The organism is Aromatoleum sp. (assembly GCF_036675785.1).
GTDB lineage: Bacteria > Pseudomonadota > Gammaproteobacteria > Burkholderiales > Rhodocyclaceae > Aromatoleum.
Genome location: NZ_JAKFEF010000013.1, coordinates 14267 through 37637, shown reverse-complemented (window position 1 = coordinate 37637; position 23371 = coordinate 14267). Strand labels below are relative to the sequence as shown.

The window sequence follows — 23371 nt, the reverse complement described above, 5'->3', positions numbered from 1 at the left end:
TCTTCGCGACCGCCGCCCCTACCATTCGTAACCGACGCCGAACAGCAGCATGACGTCGAGCGCCTCGCGCTCGGGCGGCGGGTCGTTGTCCAGGTTGAGGTTCACCTGCGTCGTCGTATAGAGCCCGGGCAGGATCGGCAGGCGCAGGCCGGTGCGCGAGATCAGCGCGAGATCGTCGGTGCTCTCGAGGTTCCAGTAGCCGTCCTGCTCGTGGAACACCTCGACGCGGCGACCGAACAGGCGGTGCCGGTACTTCACGCCGAGGCCGAGCGCGGGAAAGCTCTCGTCCGACGCGTCGATGTGGTTGATGACGACGTAATCGAGACCGGTGCGCAGCGACAGCGACGTGTCCGCATTGTCGACGAGCTGCCAGCCGTGGCCGGCGCCGACCGCGGAGCGCAGCCGCACGTCGGCGAAGCGGTCGTGCTCGAACGACGTGCGGCCGTAGAGAAAGCGGTTTCGCGCGATGAACCGGTCGCGGTCGCCGCTCGCCCGCCAGCGTCGCCGTTTGTGCCGTGCCGCAGGCGCACGCGAACGACCTCCTCGTCGCCCTGCGCCTGCAGCCGGACCGGCTCGGTCGTCGCGATCGACTCGACCTCGTCCCAGCGCACCGCGATCTCGCCGGCGTACGCCGTGCGCACGCGCACTGAATCCCCGCTCTTGCGGAGGACCGTGCCGGTGATGCGGTCGCCGTTGCGAGCGGATTTCGTCGGCCCACAGCGGCGTGGCGAGGACCGCGAGGCGACCAGCAGGGCCGGCCCAGCGCGCTGGAGTCGCATGGGGCGATCGTCTCCCGGATGCCTGCGGGCAGCGCCGGATGTCACCGGCGCTTGCGCGTGCCGAACAGCGGAGAGGATACGGGCTTGCCGGCCGGGGTCGGGACGGCCGAAAAAATGTGCAACGCCTCGCGGGCGTTGCGGGACGTCAGAGCAGGAACAGCGTCGCGAGGCCGAGGAAGATGAAGAAGCCGCCGGAGTCGGTTAGTGCGGTGATCATCACCGAGCCGCCCATCGCGGGGTCGGCGCCGAGGCGCAGGCGCAGCATCGGGATCACGACGCCGGCCGCGGCGGCGAGCAGCAGATTCAGCGTCATCGCCGCCGTCATCACGACGCCGAGCGACGCGCTGTCGTAGAGCCACCATGCGAGCACGCCGAGGAGGCCGCCCCAGACGAGGCCGTTGACCAGCGCGACGCCGACCTCCTTCTTCATCAGGCGCTTCATCGCGGTTTGCTCGACCTGGCCCATCGCGATCGCGCGCACGATCATCGTGACGGTCTGGTTGCCGGAGTTCCCGCCGATGCCGGCGACGATCGGCATCAGCGCGGCGAGCGCGACGAGCTTCTCGATCGAGCCCTCGAAGGCGCCGATGACGCGCGACGCAATGAACGCGGTGACGAGGTTCACCGCGAGCCACGCCCAACGGTTCTTCACCGAGTCCCATACCGACGCGAAGATGTCTTCCTCCTCGCGCAGACCGGCGTGGCTCAGGATCTCGGCTTCGGATTCCTCGCGGATGAAGTCGACGACGTCGGCGACGGTCAACCGGCCGATCACGCGTCGCTCACGATCGACGACCGGCGCCGACACGAGGTCGTAGCGCTCGAACGCCTGCGCCGCGTCGTCGGCTTCGTCGTCGGGTTCGAAGCTGATGATGTTCTCGCGGTGCATCGCGTCCGCGACGCTCATCTCCGGGTCGTTGATCAGCAGCGACTCGAGCGTCAGGATGCCCTTCAGATGGTCGTTGCGATCGATGATGAACAGCTTGTCGGTGTGGTCCGGCAGTTCGTCGAAGCGCCGCAGGTAGCGCAGCACGACTTCGAGCGTGACGTCCTCGCGCACCGTCACCATGTCGAAGTCCATCAGCGCGCCGACCGAGTCCTCCGGGAACGACATCGCCGCGCGCAGCTGCTCGCGGCCTTCGCTGTCGAGCGACTGGAAGACGTCCTGCATGACCTCCGGCGGCAGGTCCGGCGCGAGGTCCGCGAGCTCGTCGGCGTCGAGCGTTTCGGCGGCGGCGATCAGCTCGTCCGGCCGCATCGTCTCGATCAGCGTTTCGCGGACCGCATCCGAGACTTCGAGCAGGATGTCGCCGTCGCGCTCGGCCTTGACGAGATCCCAGATGAACAGGCGGTCCTCGGGCGGCAGCGCTTCGAGGATGTACGCGATGTCGGCCGGATGGAGCTTGTCGAGCCGGGCCTGCAGTTCAGCCAGATGCTGCTTGTGGACGAGGCCCTCGACGAGCTCGTGCCGCGGCATGTCCTGCCGATGAACGAGGTTCTCCACCAGCTTGTGACGCGACAGCAGCGCCTGCACTTCGCGCAGGTGCTGCTGGACGTCGTCCGGGTGGAGTTCCTCTTCCGCGCTCATCGGCGCCTCCGGGTGGCTTGGGCTGGGGGAGTGGGGCGTAAGGCGCGAATTCTACGGGCTTCGCCGCGCCGGTGCGACCCCGGCGCCGGAGAATTTGTTGCGCTGCGGCACCGGTCGCCGCGCGGCCGTTTCCGCGGCTTCCGCGGAGAGGCCGCAGGGGCCGGTTTCAGGGTACGACCGCGTCGGCCATGCGCGAGCGGATCCGTTCGGCATGGGCGGCGACTCGCCCGCCGAAGCGCTTCTCGTAGCGCCGCGGATTCGGCAGCATCACCGCCAGCCGTGCCGCTTCGGCCGGGCCGAGACGGCTCGCCGGGACGCGGAAATAGCGTTGCGCCGCGGCCTCGCAGCCGAAAATCCCCTCGCCCCACTCGACGACGTTCAGATACACCTCGAGGATGCGGCGCTTGCTCCAGACGGCCTCGATCATCACCGTGATCGCGGCTTCCTGCGCCTTGCGCAAATAGCTCTTGGACGGCGTCAGGAACAGGTTCTTCGCGAGCTGCTGGCTGATCGTCGAGCCCCCGGCGACCGCGCGGCCACGGCGCTGGTTCTTCTCGAGCGCGCGCTGGATCCCGCTCCAGTCGAAACCGTCGTGCTCGGTAAAGGTGTCGTCCTCGGCGGTGATCACCGCGCGCTTCAGGTGGATCGAGATCTTCTCGTACGGCACCCACTGGTGGCGCAGTTCCGCGTCGGGCCGCTTCTCCTGCAGTTCGTCGAGGCGCAGCCGCATGAAGCTCGTGCTCGACGGATTGAAGTGGCTCCACCACAGCACCAGCGTGAAGATCCACAGTTGGTACAGCGCGAACAGCGCGACGACCGCGAGCAGGGCCCAGCCGACGCGGCGCAGCACCCGTTTCATCAGCCGCCGATCTGGCGCCGCAACTCTGCGAGGACCGGCGCGGTGGTCGGGCGCACGCCGCGCCACAGCAGGAAGCTCTCGGCCGCCTGCTCGACGAGCATCCCAAGGCCGTCGACGACGCGGGCCGCGCCGTCCCGCCGCGCGGCGGCGAGGTAGGGCGTGTCGCCGCGGCGGTACATCATGTCGTACGCGAGCGACTGCGGCGCATAGATGCCCGCCGGCAGCGGCGGTGCGTCGTTCGCGAGGCTCGCGGCGGTCGCGTTGATGACGACGTCGAACCTCCGCCCGGCAAGGGCGGCGAAGCCGCAGGCGTCGAGGGCGACGGCCGGCGCGTGTGCGGGAAACCGCGCGGCGAGCGCGTCGGCCTTGTCGATGCTGCGGTTCGCGAGCGTGAGACTCGTCGGGTGCTCGTCGAGCAGCGGCAGCATCGCGCCGCGGGCCGCGCCGCCCGCGCCGAGCAGCAGCACGCGCCGGCCGTGGAGCGCGCAGCCGAGGTTCTGCGTGAGATCGCGGACGAGCCCGACGCCATCCGTATTGTCGCCGAGGACGCCGTCCGGGCCGAATGCGAGCGTATTGACCGCGCCGGCCGCGAGCGCGCGCGGCGTATGCGTGTCGGCGAACGCGAACGCATCGAGCTTGAACGGCACCGTCACGTTGAGCCCGCGACCGCCTTCCGAGCGGAACCGCTTCACGGCGTCGACAAAGCCGTCGGGCGGCGCGAGCAGCGCCTCGTAAGTCAGGCGCTGGCCGGTCTCGCGCGCGAACGCGGCGTGGATCGCCGGTGAGCGGCTGTGGGAAACCGGGTTTCCGATGACGGCGTAGCGGTCCATGTCAGTTCGCGCTCATCTTGTCGGTGTTCGTGAAAGTCCAGGTGCGGGCGATCTCGAGGATGTCGGTGTCGCGGCGGATGTCGCTCGGGAACGGCGCGAACGGCGCCGCGAGCTCGACGATGCGCTTCGCGGCGTCGTCGAGGACCGTTTCGCCCGACGAGCGTTGCACCGCGACGCGCTCGATCGAGCCGTCGGCGCGGATCGCGACGAGCAGCAGCAGGCTGCCGTACAGCTTTCCGCGTGCGGCTTCCGGGTAGTTCAGCGTGCCGACGCGTTCGATCTTCTGCCGCCAGTCCTCGACGTACTGCGCGAAGCGGTATTCCTTCGCGCGCGCGCCGATGAACTTCTTGCGCGGTCGCGTCGCGTACTCCTCGAGCTTGCGATTGATCTCGGTTTCCATGCGCGCGATCGCGACCGCGCTGTCGAGCAGATCGAGGCCGGACGTCGGGCGCTCGGGTTCGGCGGGGGCCGGGTCGGGCTGCGACGGCGCCGTCGCGATCTTCGTGTCGGCCTTCGGCGCGGTGAGAACGTTGCGCCGCACCGGTTCGGGAGGCGGGGTCTCGGCGCGCTTGCGGGCTTCGACGAGGGCGTCGCCGTCGCGGCGCGTGTCCTGCGGCGGCAGCGGTGACTTCGGTCGCACCTTGTGTTCGCTGTTGCCGCCGCCGTCGAGGTTCGACTGTGCGAGCACCTCGGCCTTCTCCGGCGCGCGGGCGTGGCGGGCGTTGACGAGGACGACTTCGAGCTTGCTGTCGTGGTCGCGCTCCGCGTCGTACTTCGGCAGCGCGAAATTCACGCTCAGGATGATCGCGTGCAGCAGCAGCGACGCGGCGAAAGCGAGGTGCAAGCGCCGCTGCGCCCGCGGGGCGCCGCTCGTCATCGCGGCCAGCGCGCGAGCCATTCCGGTGGCAAGCGCGGCGCGGCCAGCGGTCAGGTCAATCGGCATCGCGCGGTCCGGCTAGCCTTCGAGCGCGGAGTCCGCCGCCTCGTGGGGGTCGGGCTCGGCGAGCGTTTCGACGTAGCGCGCATGAACATCGACGTCGAGCAGGTCGCTGCCGTCGATCTTCAGCCGCACGCGCGAACCGGGCAGCAGCACCGGCAGCGACGGGACCTTGAGCAGCAGCGGGATCGTCTCGAGCCGCACGAGGTTGTCGCGCAGCACCTTGCCGTCGACGAGGATGTCCGGCTGCTGGCGCAGCCAGCGCAGGCACCAGTAGCGCTCCATCTGGCGCTGGAAGTCCGCGTACGCGGCGTAAGTCAGTTCGAAGTCGCGCAGCGCCGCCATCAGATCGGCGGACTTCGGCGCGAACGCCGGCGGCTCGTTGCGCAGCACCGAGATGATCTGCCACTGGTTGACCATGTCGACGTAGCGGCGCAGCGGCGAGCTCGACCACGCGTAGCAATCGACGCCGAGCCCGTCGTGCGGCGCCGCGACCGTGGTCATCCGCACCTTGCCGCCGCTTTGCGCGCGGTACAACCCCGGGATGCCGGCCTCGTCGAGGAGCTTCCCCCACGTCGCGTTCGCAAGAATCATCATCTCCGCGACCAGCTTGTCGAGCGGCGAACCGCGCCGGCGTTGCGAGATCGTCACGTAGCCGGCGCCATCCGCGGTCCCGGTTTGCCAGTCGACGTAGAAGTTGAAATCGACCTGGTTGCGGTTGTCCTCGGCTTTGCCGCGGCCGGCCTCGAGGACCGTCGCGAGATCCCACAGCAGCGTCAGCTCGCGCTTCCATTCGAAGTCGGGGCCGTCGGTCTGTTCGTGCAGCACCTGCTCGTTGAACAGCGGCTCGATGTCGTGATGGCGCAGGTTCGCGACGATCGGCACGCGCTCGACGCGGCTCTCGTGGCCGACGATCGCGAGCGCGGCGCTGACGTCGAGATATAGCGACACCGCGGGACAGTCACGCCCGGCCCCGAGCGTGAAGCTCTCGACGACCGCGTCGGGGAGCATCGTGATCTTGTTGCCGGGCATGTAGACCGTCGACAAGCGCCGCCGCGCGATCGCGTCGAGCGACGAGCCGCGCGCGAAGCCGAGTGCCGGTGCCGCGATGTGGATGCCGATGCGCCAGCCGCCGCCTTCGCGCGGCGTCACCGAGAACGCGTCGTCGATCTCGGTCGTCGTCGCGTCGTCGATCGAGAACGCGGCGACCTCCGCGCGCGGCAGGTCCGCCGGATCGGCGGCCGGCTCGTGCGGCGGGAATGCGACGCCGTCCTCGAAGTATTCGAACAGGAAGCGGTGGTAGTGGAAGTCGTGGCTCGACGCGAGCGCGCCGCACTTCAACAGCAGCCGCGCGGCCGACAGGCCGGCGTCGACGCAGGCGGCTTCGAGCGCTTTCGTCTCGATGCGGTTGCGGTCGGGGCGGTACAGCAGTTGCGGCAGCATCCCGGCGAGTTCGTCCGGCAGCCGGCCGTCGACGAGCTCGGCGCGCATGCGCTCGATCGCCTCGGCCTGCAGTCGCTTCTTCTCGAGGCCGGCGAGCGCCGCCTGCAGGATGTCGGACGGCGCCTTGCGGAACCGGCCGCGCCCCTTGCGGTGGAACCAGATCGGCGCCGAATGGAGCCGCAGCAGCACTGCCGCGGCCTCGACCGCGCCCGGCGCATGCCCGTAATACTCGGCGGCGAAGTCCTCGAAGCCGAACTCGTCGTCGCCGCAGACTTCCCACAGGAAACCGGTGTCGAGTTCCTCGGCCCCCGCGCCCGCGCGCTCGAGCAGCTCCGCCGGCGACGGTTCGCGAAAGCGCAGCAGCACGTGGCTGCTCTTGAGCTTCACGCGCTTGCCGGTCGAAGTCTCGACTTGCAGCGAGGAGTCGTTATCAGCGAGAACCGTCCCGGCCTTGAAGGCCCCGTCCTCTTCGAACAGCACAAACATCGGCGACCGCCATCAATGAGCAAGCGCGACAGTTTAAAGGATTCGCCCGCCGGGGGTTCGCGTCCGAGTGTCCGCCTCAATGTCCTCGATTGGGCGCGCGCTGCAATCCACTTCGGTCATTGCTCCCGGGCGATCGCGCGGCTCGTCTTCAGCATGTCGGCAGTGTAGACCGCCAGCCCGAGCCAGATCAGCGCGAAGCCGACAAGCTGGCCCGCGTCGAACGGCTCGCCGAAGACGAACACCGCGAGCAGGAAGCCCAGGCTCGGCGCGAGGTATTGCAGGAAGCCGAGCGTCGACAGCGGCAGGTGCCGCGCGGCGACCGCGAACAGCATTAGCGGCACCGCGGTCAGCACGCCGGCGAGCGGGAGCAGCGCGTCGGTCAGCGGGTCGGTTCCGAAGTGCAGCTCGCCGCTGCGCGCGACCCAAAACAACCACGCGAGCGCGAGCGGGGCAGTCACCGCGGTTTCGACGAACAGGCCGTTGATCGGGTCGACCGGCGCGCGCTTGCGCAGCAGACCGTAGAAGCCGAACGTCAGCGCGAGGAACAGCGCGATCCACGGCAGCTGGCCGACCTGCCAGACGCGCGACGCGACGCCCATTGTCGCGAGCACCGCGGCCGCGCGCTGCAGGGGCCGCAGGCGCTCGCCGAGGAACAGCCGGCCGAGCAGGACGCTGACGAGCGGGTTGATGAAGTAGCCGAGGCTCGCCTCGATCAGCCTCTCCACCGAGATCGCCCAGACGAACACCAGCCAGTTGCTGCCGGTCAGCAGCGACGTCAGCGCGAGCAGCCCGATCAATCGCGGCTCCCGGCGCAGCCGCCACAGCCCGTCGAAGCCACGCCAGAATGCGAGCAGTGCGGTGAGGAAGACCAGCGACCACAGGACGCGGTGCGCGACGATCTCGAACGGCGGCACGCTACCGACGGCCTTGAAGTACAACGGCGCGAGGCCCCAGATCGTGAACGCGACGAGCGCGGCGAGCGCTCCGCGGCGGCGGGATTGCAGGTCGGTCGGAGCGAGGTTCATGCGCGCGCCGAAGCGACGAGCGCGAGGGCGTCGACCGCGTATCCCGCGCCGTCCGGCGGGCGATGGGGCGCGAGCTCGTCGGTGACGGCGTCGCGCAGCTGCTGCTGCGTCGCGTCCGGCAGCCGCGCGAGCGCTTCGGCTGCGCCGCCGGCGAGATCGAGGAAGGCCTGCCAGTATTCGGCGGCGTCGGCGAACGTGCAGGTGAAGCGGCACGGCGTGATCCTCACGTCGCCGAAGCCGGCCGCGCCGAGCGCCGCTTCGAGCACCGCCGGCTCGCCGAAGCGGAACACCGACGGGCGGGCGACTTTCGGCGCCGGCAGCAGGCGCGCGATGCAGTCCTGGGCGCGCGCGATCAGCGGGACTTCGTCGCGGACGCCCCACACCGACAGCACAACGCGGCCGCCGGGGCGCAACGCGCGGCGCATCTCGGCGAGCGCGTTGTCGGGGTGCGGGAACATGAACAGTGCGAGCCCGGCGAGCACGCGGTCGAAGCTCGTGTCGGGGACGCACAGGTGTTCGGCGTCGGCCGCAGCGAACGAGACGGCGGCAGGCCCGCCCGCGTGCGCGGCGCCCGCATCGTCGTGAGTCGCGCCGGTCGCCTCGTCCGCGGCGCGGCGCGCGCCTTCGGCGAGCATTTCCTCGGCGATGTCGCTCGCGAGCACCCAGCCGCCGGGCTGCACCCGCTGCGCCGCCGCGCGCGCGAGCAGCCCCGGCCCGCTCGCGAGGTCCAGCACCGTCTGCCCGGGCGCGAGTTCGGCCGCGTCGAGCAGGGCGTCCGCGAGGGCGGCGCGCAGGTGCGCAGTGTCCGCGTAGCGCGCGGCGATGCGGTTGAAACCGGCGCGTTCGAGCGTCTTGAAACGCCGTGCATCGAATCCGGACGCGCTCATGACGCGAGCCTCGCGAACGCGATCATGTCGTCGAGATAGTCGTTCCAGCGCGAGAAACCGTGGTCGCCGCCTTCGAGCACCGTCTGGCGCGCGCCGGCGTACTTCGCGACCGCATCGCGGTAGTCGAGCACTTCATCCCCGGTCTCGACGAGCAGCCAGTAGCGCTCGGGCTGCGTGACGACCGGCACGTCGAGCGCGCGCAGTTCGGCGATGTGGCCGGCCGTGAACGCGAAGCGCTCGCCGGTGTAGAGGTTCGTCTGCTCGCCGATCCACGCTTCGAGCGACAGCGGCGCGACGACGGCCGGGTTCACGAGCGCCGCGGCGAGCCCGTGCCGCTCGGCGAGCCAGGTCGCGTAGAAACCGCCGAGCGAGCTGCCGACCAGCACCGGCGGAAGGTCCGGCTGCTCGCGCACGCAGCGCGCGATGCGGGCCTCGACGACCGCGATCGCGTCGCGCGGCGACACCGCCAGCTGTTCGCACCAGAATTCGCCCGCCAGTCCTTTCGCTGCCAGGTGGCGGCGCAGGGCTTGCGCCTTGATCGACGCGGGCGCGGAACGGAAGCCGTGAAGGTAGATGATCATCGGGAATGCCGTCGTCGGAAACGGAAGGAGTCTAACGTGCGGGGTCGCGTCGCGAGACGCTCAGAACTCGCTCCATTCGACGAGCCCGAGCTGCCAGGTCGCGAGAACGATCAGTCCGAACACGATCCGGTACCACGCGAACGCGACGAAAGTGTGGTTCGAGATGAAGCGGATGAATGCCTTGACCGCAAACATCGCCGCGAAAAACGACGCGACGAAGCCGACCGCGAACACCGGCACGTCGGCGACGTCGAGCAGCGCGCGGTTCTTGTACAGGTCGTACGCGGTCGCCGCGCACATCGTCGGGATCGCGAGGAAGAACGAGAACTCCGCGGCAGCCTTGCGCGACAGGCCGAAGTAGAGGCCGCCGAGGATCGTCGCGCCCGAACGCGAGGTCCCGGGAATCATCGCCAGCGCCTGCGCGAAGCCGACCTTCAGCGCGTCGGGCCATTTCATCCGCTCGATCGTGCCGATGTGCGGGTGGTACGCGCGGCGTTCGAGATAGAGGATCAGGACGCCGCCGACGACCAGCGCCGTTGCGACGGTCAGCGGATTGAACAGCAGCCCCTTGATCGTAGAGTGGAACATCAGGCCGAGCACGGCGGCGGGCAGAAAGCCGACGAAGAGCAGCCCGACGAAGCGCCGCGACGCCGGATCGTCCGACAGCCCGCCCGCGACGCGCGTCAGCCGTTCCCGGTAGTCCCAGCACACCGCGAGGATCGCCGCGAGCTGGATCACGATCTTGAAGACCTTGCTCGTCTCGTCGCTGTAACCTAGCAGGTCGCCGAGGATGATCAGATGCCCGGTCGAGGAGATCGGTAGGAATTCGGTGAGCCCCTCGACGATGCCGAGAATGAGCGCAACAACGAGAAGGGGTAAATCCATGCCGGGTCCTCGGGCGGTTAAACCCGGCGATTATACGGATGGCGATGTTGCATCGCCGCGAAAGCGTCTGTAATTCAGCGGCAGGACGATATCGGGTCGGCCGCAGTCAGCCGTTCGAGCCGGTCGAGAAAGGCCATCGCGATTTCGCGCCGGTCGCCGCACATTTCTTCGGATGGGGCGAGGCTCGCGCACACCGCGGGACGCCGGGGGTCGCCGAACAATCGGCAGCGGCCCTCGTCGTCGAGCTGGATGCAGCGCACGCCGGCGGGTTTGCCGTGCTCCATTCCGGGGATCGCGGACGAGATCGACGGTGCGATGCAGCAGGCCGCGCAGCCGGGGCGGCACCGCATCATGCGGCTCGCGTCGCTCGCTGCACGGTCTCCCACCATTGCATGATCGCCGCGCTCTCCGGCGGCAGCAGCGTCGACGCGTCCCCGGTGAAGCGCTGCCATTCGTCGAGGAAGCGCTCGCCGACTGCGGTCACGACCGGGATGCCGGAGGCGACCGCGAGACCCATCTCGTCGCGCAGGCCGGAGCCGGCGGCCTCCTGCGCGCCGAACTTGTTGATGAAGACGACTTCCGCGCCGCCGGCGAGCGCGTTGCGCACCGCGACGGCCGCCTGCGCGAGCGCGTCGGGGTCGAGCCGGCAGACCTCGGACGCGCTGCCGAGGTCCTGCGACAGCGGAATGCGTTCGCCGCTCGCGAGGTCTTCGAGTTCCATGCCGCAGGGGTCGGCGGTCGTCGTCGGGATGTCGTGCTGCAGCACCCCGCCGAGGCGCACGCCGCGGCCGGCCAGCGCGCGGGCCGCTTCGATCAGGATCGGCTCGATGTGATCGGTGGGCTTGTAGACGATCGCGGCAATCGGAAAGGTATCGGTGGACATCGGGCGGGCGGTACGAAGAGGGATGACGCGATTGTCTCATCCGCGCCGGCATCGAAGAAGCCGTTTGCGGTTTTCCCTCGGTTGCGGCAAAGGCGGGGGCGCGTCAGCGCCCGAGCGTCGGTAGCGGGGCGAGCAGGGCGGCGATGTCCGCTTCGCCGAACTTCGCCAGTGCGTTCGCGTCCTCCGACAGTACGCCCGCGGCGAGCGCGGCCTTGCGTTCCTGCAATGCGAGGATGCGCTCTTCGATGCTGCCGCCGCAGATCAGCTTGAACACGAACACCGGTTTGTCCTGGCCGATGCGGTGCGCGCGGTCGGTCGCCTGGTTCTCGGCGGCCGGGTTCCACCACGGGTCGTAGTGGATCACGGTGTCGGCCGCGGTCAGGTTGAGCCCGACGCCGCCGGCCTTCAGGCTGATCAGGAACACCGGGGCGCGCCCTTTCTGGAAGTCCTCGACCGGGATGCGGCGGTCGCGGGTGTCGCCGGTCAGGCTCACCCAGCCGATCTTCGCGCGGTCGAGTTCGGCGGCGATCAGCGCGAGCATCTGCGTGAATTGCGAGAAGACGAGGACGCGCCGCCCCTCGGCGACGAGTTCGGGCAGCATTTCCATCAGCAGGTCGAGCTTCGCGCGTTCCCTGACCTTCGCCGCTGCCGGCGTCTTCAGCAGGCGCGGGTCGCAGCACACCTGCCGCAGCTTCAGCAGCGCGTCGAGGATCACGATCTGGCTGCGCGCGAAGCCCTTCGCCGCGACTTCGTGGCGGATCTTCTCGTCCATCGCGGCGCGGACCGTTTCATACAGGTCGCGCTGCCCGCCTTCGAGGCCGACGCTGCGGACGATCACCGTTTTCGGCGGCAGCTCCTTCGCGACGTCCTCCTTGCGCCGCCGCAGCATGAACGGCCGGATGCGTGCCGCGAGGAGGTCGCGCCGCTGCAGGTCGCCGCGCTTTTCGATCGGCGTGCGCCAGTGGCGCGTGAATTCCTGCTGGGAGCCGAGAAACCCGGGCAGCAGGAAGTCGAACTGCGCCCACAGCTCGCCGAGATGGTTTTCCAGCGGCGTGCCGGTGAGCCCGAGGCGGTGGCGCGCGCGCAGCCGCCGGATCACCTGCGCGCCCTTGCTCGCGGCGTTCTTCACGGTCTGCGCTTCGTCGAGGATCAGCAGGCTCCATTCGCGCGCCTCGAGCGCCCCCGCGTCGCGCCACAGCAGCGGGTAGGTCGTCAGCGCGACGTCCGTGCCGTCCAGCGCGTCGAAGCGGCGGTGGCGATCGGGGCCGTGCAGGCTCAGCGTTCTCAGCCCCGGCGCGAAGCGCGCGGCTTCGGCCTGCCAGTTGAAGACGAGCGACGTCGGCAGGATCACCAGCGCCGGGCGGTCGAGGCGGCCGGCATGCTTTTCGGTGAGCAGGTGCGCGAGCGTCTGCGCGGTCTTGCCGAGACCCATGTCGTCGGCGAGGATGCCGGCGAGGTCGTGGCGCACGAGATGCTGCAGCCAGGCCAGCCCTTCGAGCTGGTAGGGGCGCAGCTCGGCGCGAAAGCCGCGCGGCGCGGCGACGGCGGTGATGCCGCTCGCATCGCGCAGGCGCTTCGCGAAGGCGGCGAGCTGGTCGCGCCCGCGCCCCGGCAAGTCGAGGTCGGCAAGTCGCGCCGCGTCGAGCCGCGACAGGCGCAGCCGCGCGTCGGGCCGGTCGAAGAGGTCGACCAGCGCGCCGACCAGCGGCTTCAGGCGCGCGGCGGCGATGCGCAGGCGCCCGAGTTCGGCGTGATGCAGGATGACCGCCTCGGTGTCGTCGATGCGGTCGAGTCCGCCGCCGAGCCAGCGCGGGTCGTGAGCGAACAGCTCCGCGAGCAGCGGCGCGAGCGCGAGCGGCCGGCCGTCGACCTCGATGCCCGGGGAGACGTCGAGCCAGCCGTTTTCGCTGTCGTCGAGGCTGTCGACGTCGAGCACGACGGCGTCGATGTCGGTCGCGCGATGGCGGAAGTCCGCCGGCAGCGCGACTTCCCACCCTTCGGCGCGCAAGGTCGGGATCTCGTTCGCGGTGAAGGGGCCCCACGCGGCGTCGCTCGCGAGTCCGAACAGATCGTCGGGCACCTTCGCGGCGGCCGTGAAGATCGTGCTGCGCGGGATCCTGCCGAGGCCGGCGCGCACGAGGCGTCGCGCGGCCGCCGACTCGGCCGCCCTGTCGCGCTCGATACGGGCGCTGCGACCGTCGTCGAGCGTGTGGAACATCGCGGTGCTCGACGCTTCGACGGCGACCGGGCCGTAGCGGAACGCGAGGGTCGCGTAGTCGAACGCCTCGATGCCGTAACGCGGATAGTCGCGGAACTTGATGCCGAACACGGGCAGCGTGCCGATGCGCAGCACCGGCACCGGCGGGCCGTCGAGACGCAGCGGCGGCTCGCCGACCTGCATCGGGAGCGGCAAGGTGGGCGCGGACTCCGCGAGCGTCACGCTGACCAGTTCGGCCTCGACCGGCGTCAGCGGCGGCAGCCGCAGCAAGGGCACAATCTGCTCCGCGGGCCCGTCGAGTTCGATCGGGCCGGTCTCGCGCGTCGTGCGATCGACATACCACGGCGGCGTCAGCGGCAGCGCGACGTCGGCGGGCGGCGTCAGGCGCAACGCAGGTGCGCGCAGGCCCTCCGCAGTGCTGACCCACGCCGGACTGCCGGGCCGCGGGTCGCCGGGCTGCAGCGGCGCGCTAGCGAGTTGCTCGAAGTGCGCTCGGCCGCAGGCGGCAAGCTTCGCCATCACCGCCCCGGCATTGCGCCCGTCGAGCGGCAGCCAGTCGTCGTGCAAGCCTCCGCGCGGCCGCTGCGCGCGCAACAGGCGCAGGATCTCGAGGTCGGCGTCGTCGACGAAAGCCGGCGGGACGTCGAGCGCGCGGTCGATGTTGCTCCAGCTCTCGGTCCCGCGCACGCCGCCGTCACGCCCGAGCCTCGCCTTGAAGCACGACACCCCGTATTGGTGCGAGAAGGCGTGGAAGCGGATCAGGTACAGCAGCGTGTGCGTCGTGCTTTTCGTTGCCGCTCGCGGCGCAACTGGCGGCGACGCGGCGATACCGCGGAACGTTTCGATCCACGCGAGCACCTCCTGGCGCGGACGGTTCGGATCCTCGCGCCGCGCGAGCCACGCGAGCAGGGTCGCCGCGGCGTGCTTGCAACCGATTCCGACCGGGCAGGAGCAATGCGCGACCCGCCGCCCCGCCTGCCGGCCCGCTTCCGCAAGCTGCACCATCACCTGATAGGGCCGCGGCTCCGTGCCGCTCACCCGCGCCCGCAACACGTCGCCCTCGCGCACGAGGTCCGACACCGCCGTCACATAGCCGCGCCCCTTCGCGACTTCGTGCGCGCCCAGCCAGTGGGTGATGTCGGCTTCGGAGTAGCTGTCGAGGGTGATCATACCGTCGTGGAAATTAAGGCTATAATCTGACTAGTCTAGTCAGAATTGGGGGTGCTCTATGCGAAGCTGGCAAGTGCAGGAAGCCAAGGCAAGGATGTCGGAAGTGGTCAAGCGGGCTCAGTTCGAGCCTCAGGATATTACGTCGCACGGCAAGTCGGTTGCGGTCGTGGTGTCGCGGGCGGCTTTCGATCGCCTGACGCGAAATCAGGGTTCGCTGGTGGACTTTATGCGCGCGTCGCCACTCTTCGGCGTCGAAGGTGCCGAGTTCGAACGTGACCGGAGCCCGACCCGGGAGGTCAACTTTTGAGTTATCTGGTCGACACGAACGTTTTGTCCGAACTGTGCAGGAAGGCGCCGGATCCGGGCGTCGTGGAGTGGTTTTCCCGGCGCCTGTCGATCACCCTGTATTTGAGCGTGCTGACACTGGGCGAGATTCGCAAGGGAATCGAGGCCAGCCGGGATCAAGCACGGAAACAGACGCTGATTGACTGGCTTGAAACCGATTTGCCGGTTTTTTTCACCGGCCGGATACTGCCCATAGACGGCGCCGTCGCCGATCGTTGGGGGCGGCTCGTCGCCGTGGCCGGACGCCCCCTTCCGGCCATCGACAGTCTGCTTGCCGCCACTGCGCTCGAGCATGATCTGGTGCTGGTTACGCGGAATACAAAGGACTTCTCCGGTTTGCCGATTGAAGTGTTCAACCCTTGGTCGGCCTGAAACACGTCGGTGCGGAATAGCGCGCGGAAAAAGACATAGGCCGCAATTGCGCCTATGTCTTGAAACAGTGCTGACCGGCTTATACCTGCCGATACACCTCGGCCCCGCTCTTCACGAACTCCACAGCCTTCACTTCCATTCCCTTCGCGAGAGCTTCCTCGTCCTTGAGGCCTTCCTTCGCCGCAAAGTCGCGCACGTCCTGCGTGATCTTCATCGAGCAGAAGTGCGGGCCGCACATCGAGCAGAAGTGCGCGACCTTCGCGGATTCCTTCGGCAGCGTCTCGTCGTGGAATTCGCGCGCCTTGTCCGGGTCGAGGCCGAGGTTGAACTGGTCTTCCCAGCGGAACTCGAAGCGCGCCTTGCTCAATGCATTGTCGCGAATCTGCGCGCCCGGGTGGCCTTTCGCGAGGTCGGCGGCGTGCGCGGCGAGCTTGTAGGTGATGATCCCTTCCTTGACGTCCTGCTTGTTCGGCAGGCCCAGGTGCTCCTTCGGCGTGACGTAGCAGAGCATCGCGGTGCCGTACCAGCCGATCTGCGCGGCGCCGATGCCGCTCGTGATGTGGTCGTAGCCCGGCGCGATGTCGGTGGTGAGCGGTCCGAGCGTGTAGAAGGGCGCTTCCTTGCAGTGCTCGAGCTGCAGCTCCATGTTCTCGCGGATCAAGTGCATCGGCACGTGGCCCGGACCTTCGATGATGGTCTGCACGTCGTGCTTCCACGCGATGTCGGTGAGCTCGCCGAGGGTCTTCAGCTCGCCGAGCTGCGCGTCGTCGTTCGCGTCGTAGATCGAGCCGGGACGCAGGCCGTCGCCGAGCGAGAACGCGACGTCGTAGGCCTTCATGATTTCACAGATGTCCTCGAAGTGCGTGTAGAGGAAACTCTCCTTGTGATGCGCGAGGCACCACTTCGCCATGATCGAGCCGCCGCGCGAGACGATGCCGGTCATGCGGTTGGCGGTCATCGGCACATAGCGGAGCAGCACGCCCGCGTGGATCGTGAAGTAGTCGACGCCCTGCTCGGCCTGTTCGATCAGCGTGTCGCGGAAGATCTCCCACGTGAGCTCTTCGGCTTTCCCATTGACCTTCTCGAGCGCCTGGTAGATCGGCACGGTGCCGATCGGCACCGGCGAGTTGCGCACGATCCACTCGCGCGTCTCGTGGATGTTCTTGCCGGTCGAGAGATCCATCACCGTGTCGCCGCCCCAGCGGGTCGCCCACGTCATCTTGTCGACTTCCTCGGAGATCGACGAGCCCAGCGCCGAGTTGCCGATGTTCGCGTTGATCTTCACGAGGAAGTTGCGGCCGATGATCATCGGCTCCGACTCGGGGTGGTTGATGTTGTTCGGGATGATCGCCCGGCCGCGCGCGACTTCGGAGCGCACGAATTCCGGCGTGATCTCGGCGGGAATCGATGCGCCGAAGGACTGGCCCGGATGCTGGCGCGTCAGGAGCTTCGCCATCTTCTCGCCGGTCGGGCCGGTCGCGCGCAGCGACTCGACGTAGGCCGCGCGGTTCAGGTTCTCGCGGATCGCGACGTATTCCATCTCGGGCGTGATGACGCCGCGGCGCGCGTAGTGCATCTGGCTGACGTTGGCGCCGGCCTTCGCGCGGCGCGGATGGCGGTGCAGGTCGGGAAAGCGCAGCTCGTCGAGGCTCTTGTCGGCGGCGCGCTGGCGGCCGAATTCGGACGAGAGGTCCGCGAGCACTTCGGTGTCGCCGCGCTCCTCGATCCAGGCCCGGCGCAGCGCGGGCAGGCCCGAGCGGATGTCGATCTTTGCCTGCGGGTCGGTGTAGGGGCCGGAGCAGTCGTAGACGAAGATCGGCGGATTCTTCTCGCCTCCGAAGGCGGTGGGGGTATCGGCCTGCGAGATCTCGCGCAGCGGCACGCGGATGTCCGGGCGCGAGCCTTCGACGTGGATCTTGCGGGAATTCGGCAGCGGCGCGATCGCCGCTTCGTCGACGTGCGCGTTCGCGGCGAGGAAGGTGTCGTTGGCGTTCATGGTGTCTCCGTATTGTCGGGGATGAGGGGCCGCGGCGTCGGCGGCGCTCGTTATGCGGACTGGCGCGGCCAGACGGCGTGAAAGTGATGGACCGGGCCATGGCCCTGGCCGACGGCGAGGAGGTCGGCCGATGCGATCGCGCGCAGCAGATAGCTTCGTGCGTCGCGCACCGCGGCTTCGACCGGGCGCAGCCCGCCGGCGTGCTGCGGCAGCAACGCCGCGATCGCCGACGACAGTGTGCAGCCGGTGCCGTGCGTGTTCTTCGTGTCGAGCCGCGGCGACGGCAGCTCGATCATGCGGTCGCCGTCGAACAGCAGGTCGACGACCTCGCTGCCGGGGAGGTGGCCGCCTTTCAGCAGCACCCAGCGCTCGGACGACAGCGGCAGCATCTCGCGCAGCCGCTCGGCGGCGCGATACATCTCCTTGACCGTCTCCGGCGGGCGCTGTTCAAGCAGCACGCCGGCTTCGGGCAGGTTCGGCGTGATCATGAAGCAGCGCGGCAGAAGCGCTTCGATCAGCATCGCGACCGCACTCTTCGCGAGCAGGTGGTCACCGCTCTTGGCAACCATCACCGGATCGCAGACGACGAACGGGGCGTCGAAATGCGCGAGCCGGTCGGCGACGGTCGCGACGATATCGGCGGTGCCGAGCATGCCGAGCTTCACGGCATGGATCTTCACGTCCTGGAACAGCGTGTCGATCTGCAGACGCAGGAAGTCAACCGGCGGCGTGTGCACGCCGGTGACGGCCTGCGTGTTCTGCGCCGTCAGCGCGGCGATGACGCCGCAGCCATAGGCGCCGAGCGCGGAGAAGGTCTTGATGTCGGCGAGCACGCCGGCACCGCCGGACGGGTCGACGCCGGCGATCGACACGACGTTCGGGATCGCGCGCTTCATGCGCGGCGGCCCGCGAGGCGGGAAGAGGGGCGGTGCGGTAGACGGGTGTGCATGGAGCGTTTCCCTACGCCGGTGCGAGCCGGATCAGGTTCAAAGGGTTTTTCTCAGCCTGGACGAGCGGGTCCGGGCACCCCCAACGAGGCGCCCACGTTACCGAACGATGACGGCGACGGCAAGCGTTTTTGCCGTCGTGATCGCTGCCGTTCATTTCCTCATGCACTCGGGCCGGCGTCGCCCAGCCCGAGCAGCGCGGCGACGCCGAGCACCGCGAAAAGGCTGGCCGCGACGCCGTGGATCAGGCGCACCGGCAGGCGGTTCGCGACCCGGTCGCCCGCGACCACCGCCGGCACGTTCGCGATCATCATGCCGAGCGTCGTGCCGGCGACGACGGCGACATAGGCGCCGTACTGCGCGGCGAGCGCGACGGTCGCGATCTGCGTCTTGTCCCCCATCTCGGCGAGGAAGAACGCGACGATCGTCGTGCCGAGCACGCCGAACTTCGGCGCGGTGAGCTCGTCGTCGATCTTGTCCGGGATCAGGATCCAGACCGCCATCGCGAGGAAGGACAGGCCGAGCCCCCGGCGCAGCACGTCCTCACCGACGAGCGTGGTGATCCACGTGCCGACGGCGCCGGCGAATGCGTGGTTCGCGACGGTCGCGATGAGGATGCCGGCGATGATCGGCCAGGGGCGGCGAAAGCGCGCCGCGAGCATGAACGCGAGCAATTGCGTCTTGTCGCCGATTTCGGCGAGCGCGACGATGCCGGTGGACATCAGAAAGGGTTCGAAAGGCAGGCTCATCAAGGTTCTCCGGGCCGGCGGATGACCGATGACCGCACGCCTCCCGGCCCGAAAAAGCGGAGTGCATGCGGTCAAAAGTCTCGCCAGGCCCGAAGGCTGGCCACGCCATGCCCGGACGGGCAAGTCTGTTGACGTGGCCCCCGCGAAAGGCTCGCGGGCGGCTACTCCCTAATGACGGCGCGCATTGTAACCTCGACGCGACGCGACCGGGAAGGGTGTCGGCAGCGCGCGGCCGGCCGGCAGGACTAAAGATCGGCAACGCGGGGCCGAAGATGAAGGCATGTTCTCCGCCCTGATGAAACTCGTGCGTGCTTCACTCCGGCAGCCGCTGTTCGCGCTGCTGTCGCTTGCCATGCCGGCCGCGGCCGCCGACCACTGGGAACTGATCGTCAAGGACCGCGAGCGCCAGGTCGAGATCGACCGCTCGACGGTGATTCAGTCCGACAACGGCGCGAAGGTCGCGTGGGCCCGGATCGTGCTGTCGCCGGAGCGGGCGGCGACGGAAGGTTATGCGGCGGTCAAGGCGCTGAACCGCTTCGATTGCTATAACCGCAGTTTTTTCACTGTCAAGCGGGTCTATCTCGATTCGCGGCACCTCGTGCTGCGCGAGGAGGGCGTGCTCGACCAGAGCCCCGTGCTGGCTGCGCGCAACAGCGTCGATGAGCGGCTGTGGCAGGAGGTGTGCCGTCCGCCGTCGGTCGGCGACCTGCAGAAGGTGGCGCAGCAGGCGGCGGCGGTCACGGAACAGCGCCAGCCGGAATCGCCGCCGGTTGCGGCCTCTCGTGCGGCGCCCGCCTCCGCGGCGCCGGCACCGACGGATGCGATCGCCGCGATCGCCGAGTCCATGCCCGATTCGACGCCGGCCGCAAGCACGACGCGAGCTTCGTCTTCGCGGGCCGCAAGCATGAGCCGGGCTTTGCCTTCTCCGGCCGCAAGCGCGTCCGGCGCTTCGCCTTCTCCGGCCGCAGCTTCGGCGCACAGCGAACGGCCGGGTGGATCCCCCCGGAGCGCCGCGATCGTCGCGGCAGCAGGCCCGGTCGCACAGTGGAGCTACGACGGCGACACCGGCCCGGAGCAGTGGGGCAGGCTGCGGCCGGAATGGAACCTGTGCGCCGACGGCAGGCAGCAGTCGCCGATCGACGTCGCCGGCGGCATCGCGGTCGATCTCGATCCGCCGCGCTTCGACTACCGGCCGACGCATTTCCGCATCACCGACACCGGGCGGACGCTGCAGGTCGACGTCGGCGAAGGCATGGGCGTCGAGATCCGCGGCCAGCGCTACGAACTCGAGCACCTGCAATTCCACCGGCCGTCGGTCGAGCGCGTCGGCGGGCAGGCGTCCGCGATGACGGTGCACTTTCATCACCGTGCCGCAAACGGGCGGATCGCGATCGTCGCGGTCCTGTTCGAACGCGGCGAGGCCGCGCATCCGCTCGTGCAGACGCTGTGGAACAGCCTGCCGCTGGAGCGCGGCGGACATTACATGCCCGCGTCGGCGACGATCGAACCGGCGACGTTGATTCCCGCGGATCCGTCGCACTACCTCTACCTCGGGTCGCTCGTGACGCCGCCGTGTACCGAGGGAGTCACGTGGGTCGTCATGAAATCGAAGCTGACGCTTTCCGACGACCAACTCGCGATCTTCGCGCGTCTCTACCCGCGCAACGGCCGCCCCCTCCAGCCGCGCAACGGGCGCATCGTGCTCGAGTCGCGTTAGCCGCGCGACAGGCTCACGGCGAACAGCTCGGACCGCCTCCGATCGAACGGTGGTGACCCTGCCCTGCTCGATTGGGGGCGCGGTGTTTGTCGCAACGGCTTCGACCGTTCGTTTTCCGGCTTCGTCGCAACAGGCTTCCTTTCCGGTCGCGGCGTTTGTCGGAACGGCCGTGACAGGTTCCGGACCGAACGGCGATTCGCTTGCCGCTTCGACGGGCGCCCCACGATGAGTCGCCTACCGTTTTCGCGGCGACGTCCCGGCCTTCCGGTAATACCCTAATCATGGTCTTTCGTCGTCGGGGCCGGGGGAATATCATCCGCCCGCGTCGCCCCGGCATACGCCCGGGGACGAAGCGTCGCATCGAAGGAGGATTCATGTCGGAGGGAGCGGGAGCGCGCAGCGGAATCGTCGCGGCGCGGGGAGAAGCCCCGGGCGTCGCAGGCGACGGGAAGGCGGAGCGGCGCGCGCGCCCCGATTTGCTGCGGATCGAGGTCGACTGGGACGGCGAGTGGGTGACCGACGTTGCGCTGGTCGACTCGCCGGTTCCGGACGCGCGGCAACTCGTCGGCCTGACCGTCGATGAGGCGCTGGAGCGCGTCGGCCGTCTCGGCGGGGCGAGCCCGCGGATGCACGAGATCGCGGCATTGTCGGCCCTGGCAGCCGCCGGGGCGACCGGCGTCGGCCGCCAGGAGGCCTGGGCCGAGGAGCGCGAGATCGCCGCCGAGACCGCACAGATCCACCTGTCGCGGCTGATGCTCGACTGGCCGGCGCTGTTCGGTCACGTGCCGCGACGCGAGCGGTTCGACGTCCTCTACCGCCGGCTGTTCCACGTCGGCAACGCGCGCACTGCGTTCGACCTCGGAGGCGAGCTCCTCGATCTCGTCGCGGTCGAACTGCTCGGCGGTTTTTTCCGTGCGACCCGCGAACCGACGGCGCTGCGCGAGTTCGTCGACCGCGCCCGCCGCGGCGGGACGATCGGCGCCGCGCTCGCCGACCTGATCGAGATGGGCTCGTCGACGTCCGAAGCCGAGTCGGCGCCGTTGATGCCGGTGCTGAGCGCCGAAGCCTGGCGCCATGAACTCGCGGGCATCCCGTCGGCGGAGTTCTGCGCGGCGCCGTCGCTGTATGGCAAGGCGTTCGAAACCGGCGTCCTCGCCCGCCACGCCGACTCGATGCTCGTACGCATCCTGCTCGGCAACGGCCACCGCATCGCGGCCCGGCTTTTCGCGCGCGTCATCGACCTCGCCGACTGCGCGAGCCGGCTCCGTCACCCGCTCGCGGACGACATGCCGAAGCTCGTCGATGCGACCGGTGCGGCCGACGGTGGCGGGCTGGCGTGGGTCGAGACGCCGCGCGGGTTGCTGCTGCACGTGCTGCGGCTCGACGGCGAGCGTGTCGCCGACTACGCGGTCCTCGGGCCGACCCAGTGGAACTTCCACCGCGAAGGCGCGTTCGCCTTCGAAGGAAAGCGCTGGCGCGCGCCGTCGCTCGATGCCGCGCTGCTGCGCTGCAACGCGCTCGTCCTCGCGCTCGACCCGGGCAGCGAATTCGAGATCGCGGTGAAGGAGCCGTCGCCGCGGTAGCGGCCCGCGCCGTCCGTGACTTCGACGCGGGGGACGGTTTTTGCGCGGCCTCGCGTGCCGGCCCGCCGGCCGACGGTGGCGGTCGTCCCGCTCCGCGAGGCTAGTCAGGGGGAGGGCGGCCGGCCGGGCCGGTGTCCGTCTCTTCGACGACCTCCGTGTGCACGAGCACCGCGGTGTTCCGCGGACGGACCGGCAGGCCGTGGGATTCGCGGTGGGCGCGCGTGAAGGCGGCACCGAAGAGCAGGATCAGCGACGAATAATTGACCCATAGCAGCAGCAGGACGAGCGAGCCTGCCGCGCCGTAGGCCGATGCGGGCGCCGTTTCGGCGAGGTAGAGCGCGATCAGCGAGCGCCCGAACGTGAACAACGCCGCGGTCACGAACGCGCCGAGCATCACGTCCTTCCAGCGCAGGATCACGTCGGGCAGCACGCGGAAGATCGTCGCGAACAGCAGCGTGATGACGGTCAGCGACGTGATGGTCTCAACACCCGTCAGCAGCGGGGCCGGGACCGGCAGCCACTCGCGCGCCCACGCGATGATCGCGTTCAGGATCACGCTGAGCAGCAGCGACACGAGCAGCACGAAGCCGATCGCGAGCACGACCGCGAGCGACAGCAGCCGCGCCTTCACCAGCAGGTAGATGCTGCTGCGCGTCGGCTTCGCCATGACGCCCCAGATCGTGTTCAGCGAGCGCTGCATCTGCGCGAACACCCCGGTCGCGCCGAAGAGCATCGCGCCGATGCCGACGAGCGTCGGCACCAGCCCGCTCGCCTCGATGCGGCTGCTCGCGACCGCGGTTTCGACGGCCTGCGCCGCCTCCGGGCCGATCGTCTGCTGCAGCTGGCGCGAGATCTCCCCGCGCGCCGCGTCCTCGCCGAGCACCGCGCCGACAATGCTGACGGCGATGATGACGACCGGCGCGACCGAGAACACGGTGAAGAACGCGAGCGCCGCGGCGTGGATGAACGCGTCGCTATCGAGCCAGTAATCGACGGTCTTGCGCAGGACGCCGAACCAGTAGCCAAAGAACTTCTTCATGAACCTGTCCTCGATTGCGGCTCCCGGTGCGAAGCACTTTTCGCTCCGCCGT

At 69.2% G+C, this 23371-nt stretch carries 21 protein-coding genes, 1 pseudogene and 2 riboswitches; of the genes and pseudogenes, 5 read left to right on the top strand and 17 right to left on the bottom strand.

The window, feature by feature from the left end; genetic code table 11:
• Positions 1 to 18: 18 nt before the first annotated feature.
• Positions 19 to 501, bottom strand: a pseudogene (locus tag V6M37_RS03140) (DUF481 domain-containing protein); the annotation flags it as partial.
• A gap of 14 nt (positions 502 to 515) precedes the next feature.
• Between V6M37_RS03140 and V6M37_RS03135 the strand changes: the two are divergent.
• Entirely contained in the window at positions 516 to 650 is a 135-nt protein-coding gene (locus V6M37_RS03135) for a hypothetical protein (RefSeq protein WP_332670983.1), read from the top strand.
• 274 nt (positions 651 to 924) lie between these two features.
• Here the strand turns inward: V6M37_RS03135 and mgtE are convergent, their stop codons facing one another.
• The 12 genes from mgtE to V6M37_RS03075 all read right to left on the bottom strand — a co-directional run bounded on the left by mgtE (position 925) and on the right by V6M37_RS03075 (position 14571).
• Positions 925 to 2367 (bottom strand): magnesium transporter, encoded by a 1443-nt coding sequence (gene mgtE, locus V6M37_RS03130; protein WP_332670981.1) that lies wholly within the window; start codon positions 2365 to 2367, stop codon positions 925 to 927.
• A gap of 166 nt (positions 2368 to 2533) precedes the next feature.
• Entirely contained in the window at positions 2534 to 3226 is a 693-nt protein-coding gene (gene mtgA, locus V6M37_RS03125; RefSeq protein ID WP_332670980.1) for a monofunctional biosynthetic peptidoglycan transglycosylase, read from the bottom strand.
• A complete protein-coding gene (gene aroE, locus V6M37_RS03120; RefSeq protein WP_332670978.1) occupies positions 3226 to 4056 on the bottom strand; it encodes a shikimate dehydrogenase in 831 nt (276 codons plus the stop codon). The genes mtgA and aroE overlap by 1 nt, the downstream gene beginning before the upstream one ends.
• 1 nt (position 4057) lies before the next feature.
• Positions 4058 to 4933 carry a TonB family protein gene (locus tag V6M37_RS03115; RefSeq protein WP_332671022.1) on the bottom strand — a complete coding sequence of 292 codons (876 nt, stop codon included), beginning with the start codon at positions 4931 to 4933 and terminating at the stop codon, positions 4058 to 4060.
• Between the two features lie 78 nt (positions 4934 to 5011).
• Positions 5012 to 6922, bottom strand: a complete 1911-nt coding sequence (locus V6M37_RS03110; protein ID WP_332670977.1) for a ribonuclease catalytic domain-containing protein — start codon at positions 6920 to 6922, stop codon at positions 5012 to 5014.
• 116 nt (positions 6923 to 7038) lie between these two features.
• A complete protein-coding gene (gene rarD, locus V6M37_RS03105) occupies positions 7039 to 7947 on the bottom strand; it encodes an EamA family transporter RarD (protein WP_332670976.1) in 909 nt (302 codons plus the stop codon).
• Positions 7944 to 8834, bottom strand: coding sequence for a methyltransferase domain-containing protein (locus V6M37_RS03100; protein WP_332670975.1), 891 nt, complete (start codon positions 8832 to 8834; stop codon positions 7944 to 7946). Before V6M37_RS03100 ends, rarD begins: the two co-directional genes overlap by 4 nt.
• Positions 8831 to 9415: a YqiA/YcfP family alpha/beta fold hydrolase gene (locus V6M37_RS03095; RefSeq protein WP_332670974.1), complete on the bottom strand. Its 585-nt coding sequence runs from the start codon at positions 9413 to 9415 to the stop codon at positions 8831 to 8833. The genes V6M37_RS03100 and V6M37_RS03095 overlap by 4 nt, the downstream gene beginning before the upstream one ends.
• Before the next feature lie 60 nt (positions 9416 to 9475).
• A complete protein-coding gene (locus tag V6M37_RS03090; RefSeq protein WP_332670972.1) occupies positions 9476 to 10300 on the bottom strand; it encodes an undecaprenyl-diphosphate phosphatase in 825 nt (274 codons plus the stop codon).
• Between the two features lie 74 nt (positions 10301 to 10374).
• On the bottom strand, positions 10375 to 10650 hold the full coding sequence (locus V6M37_RS03085) for a YkgJ family cysteine cluster protein (RefSeq protein ID WP_332671021.1): 276 nt from the start codon (positions 10648 to 10650) through the stop codon (positions 10375 to 10377).
• Positions 10650 to 11183 (bottom strand): DUF2478 domain-containing protein, encoded by a 534-nt coding sequence (locus V6M37_RS03080; protein WP_332670971.1) that lies wholly within the window; start codon positions 11181 to 11183, stop codon positions 10650 to 10652. The genes V6M37_RS03085 and V6M37_RS03080 overlap by 1 nt, the downstream gene beginning before the upstream one ends.
• Positions 11184 to 11286: 103 nt before the next feature.
• A complete protein-coding gene (locus V6M37_RS03075; RefSeq protein ID WP_332670970.1) occupies positions 11287 to 14571 on the bottom strand; it encodes a DEAD/DEAH box helicase in 3285 nt (1094 codons plus the stop codon).
• A gap of 58 nt (positions 14572 to 14629) precedes the next feature.
• On the opposite strand from V6M37_RS03075, the gene V6M37_RS03070 reads away from it, so the two are divergent.
• On the top strand, positions 14630 to 14878 hold the full coding sequence (locus V6M37_RS03070; protein WP_332670968.1) for a type II toxin-antitoxin system Phd/YefM family antitoxin: 249 nt from the start codon (positions 14630 to 14632) through the stop codon (positions 14876 to 14878).
• Positions 14875 to 15288 (top strand): type II toxin-antitoxin system VapC family toxin, encoded by a 414-nt coding sequence (locus tag V6M37_RS03065; protein ID WP_332670967.1) that lies wholly within the window; start codon positions 14875 to 14877, stop codon positions 15286 to 15288. Before V6M37_RS03070 ends, V6M37_RS03065 begins: the two co-directional genes overlap by 4 nt.
• A 79-nt stretch (positions 15289 to 15367) precedes the next feature.
• On the opposite strand, the gene thiC is transcribed toward V6M37_RS03065, so the two are convergent.
• The 3 genes from thiC to V6M37_RS03050 all read right to left on the bottom strand — a co-directional run bounded on the left by thiC (position 15368) and on the right by V6M37_RS03050 (position 18980).
• Positions 15368 to 17284, bottom strand: coding sequence for a phosphomethylpyrimidine synthase ThiC (thiC, locus tag V6M37_RS03060; protein WP_332670965.1), 1917 nt, complete (start codon positions 17282 to 17284; stop codon positions 15368 to 15370).
• 50 nt (positions 17285 to 17334) lie between these two features.
• Positions 17335 to 18180 (bottom strand): bifunctional hydroxymethylpyrimidine kinase/phosphomethylpyrimidine kinase, encoded by an 846-nt coding sequence (gene thiD, locus V6M37_RS03055; protein WP_332670963.1) that lies wholly within the window; start codon positions 18178 to 18180, stop codon positions 17335 to 17337.
• A 44-nt stretch (positions 18181 to 18224) separates the two neighbouring features.
• Positions 18225 to 18325: riboswitch (TPP riboswitch) on the bottom strand.
• A gap of 67 nt (positions 18326 to 18392) precedes the next feature.
• Positions 18393 to 18980, bottom strand: a complete 588-nt coding sequence (locus V6M37_RS03050) for a TMEM165/GDT1 family protein (protein ID WP_332670962.1) — start codon at positions 18978 to 18980, stop codon at positions 18393 to 18395.
• A gap of 6 nt (positions 18981 to 18986) precedes the next feature.
• A riboswitch (yybP-ykoY riboswitch) is annotated at positions 18987 to 19168 on the bottom strand.
• Positions 19169 to 19260: 92 nt separating this feature from the next.
• Here V6M37_RS03050 and V6M37_RS03045 point away from each other — a divergent pair.
• Both V6M37_RS03045 and V6M37_RS03040 read left to right on the top strand, forming a co-directional pair.
• A complete protein-coding gene (locus V6M37_RS03045) occupies positions 19261 to 20697 on the top strand; it encodes a carbonic anhydrase (RefSeq protein WP_332670961.1) in 1437 nt (478 codons plus the stop codon).
• Positions 20698 to 21071: 374 nt separating this feature from the next.
• A complete protein-coding gene (locus V6M37_RS03040; protein ID WP_332670960.1) occupies positions 21072 to 22280 on the top strand; it encodes a hypothetical protein in 1209 nt (402 codons plus the stop codon).
• Positions 22281 to 22380: 100 nt separating this feature from the next.
• On the opposite strand, the gene V6M37_RS03035 is transcribed toward V6M37_RS03040, so the two are convergent.
• Entirely contained in the window at positions 22381 to 23319 is a 939-nt protein-coding gene (locus V6M37_RS03035) for a YihY/virulence factor BrkB family protein (protein ID WP_332670959.1), read from the bottom strand.
• Between the last annotated feature and the right edge of the window lie 52 nt (positions 23320 to 23371).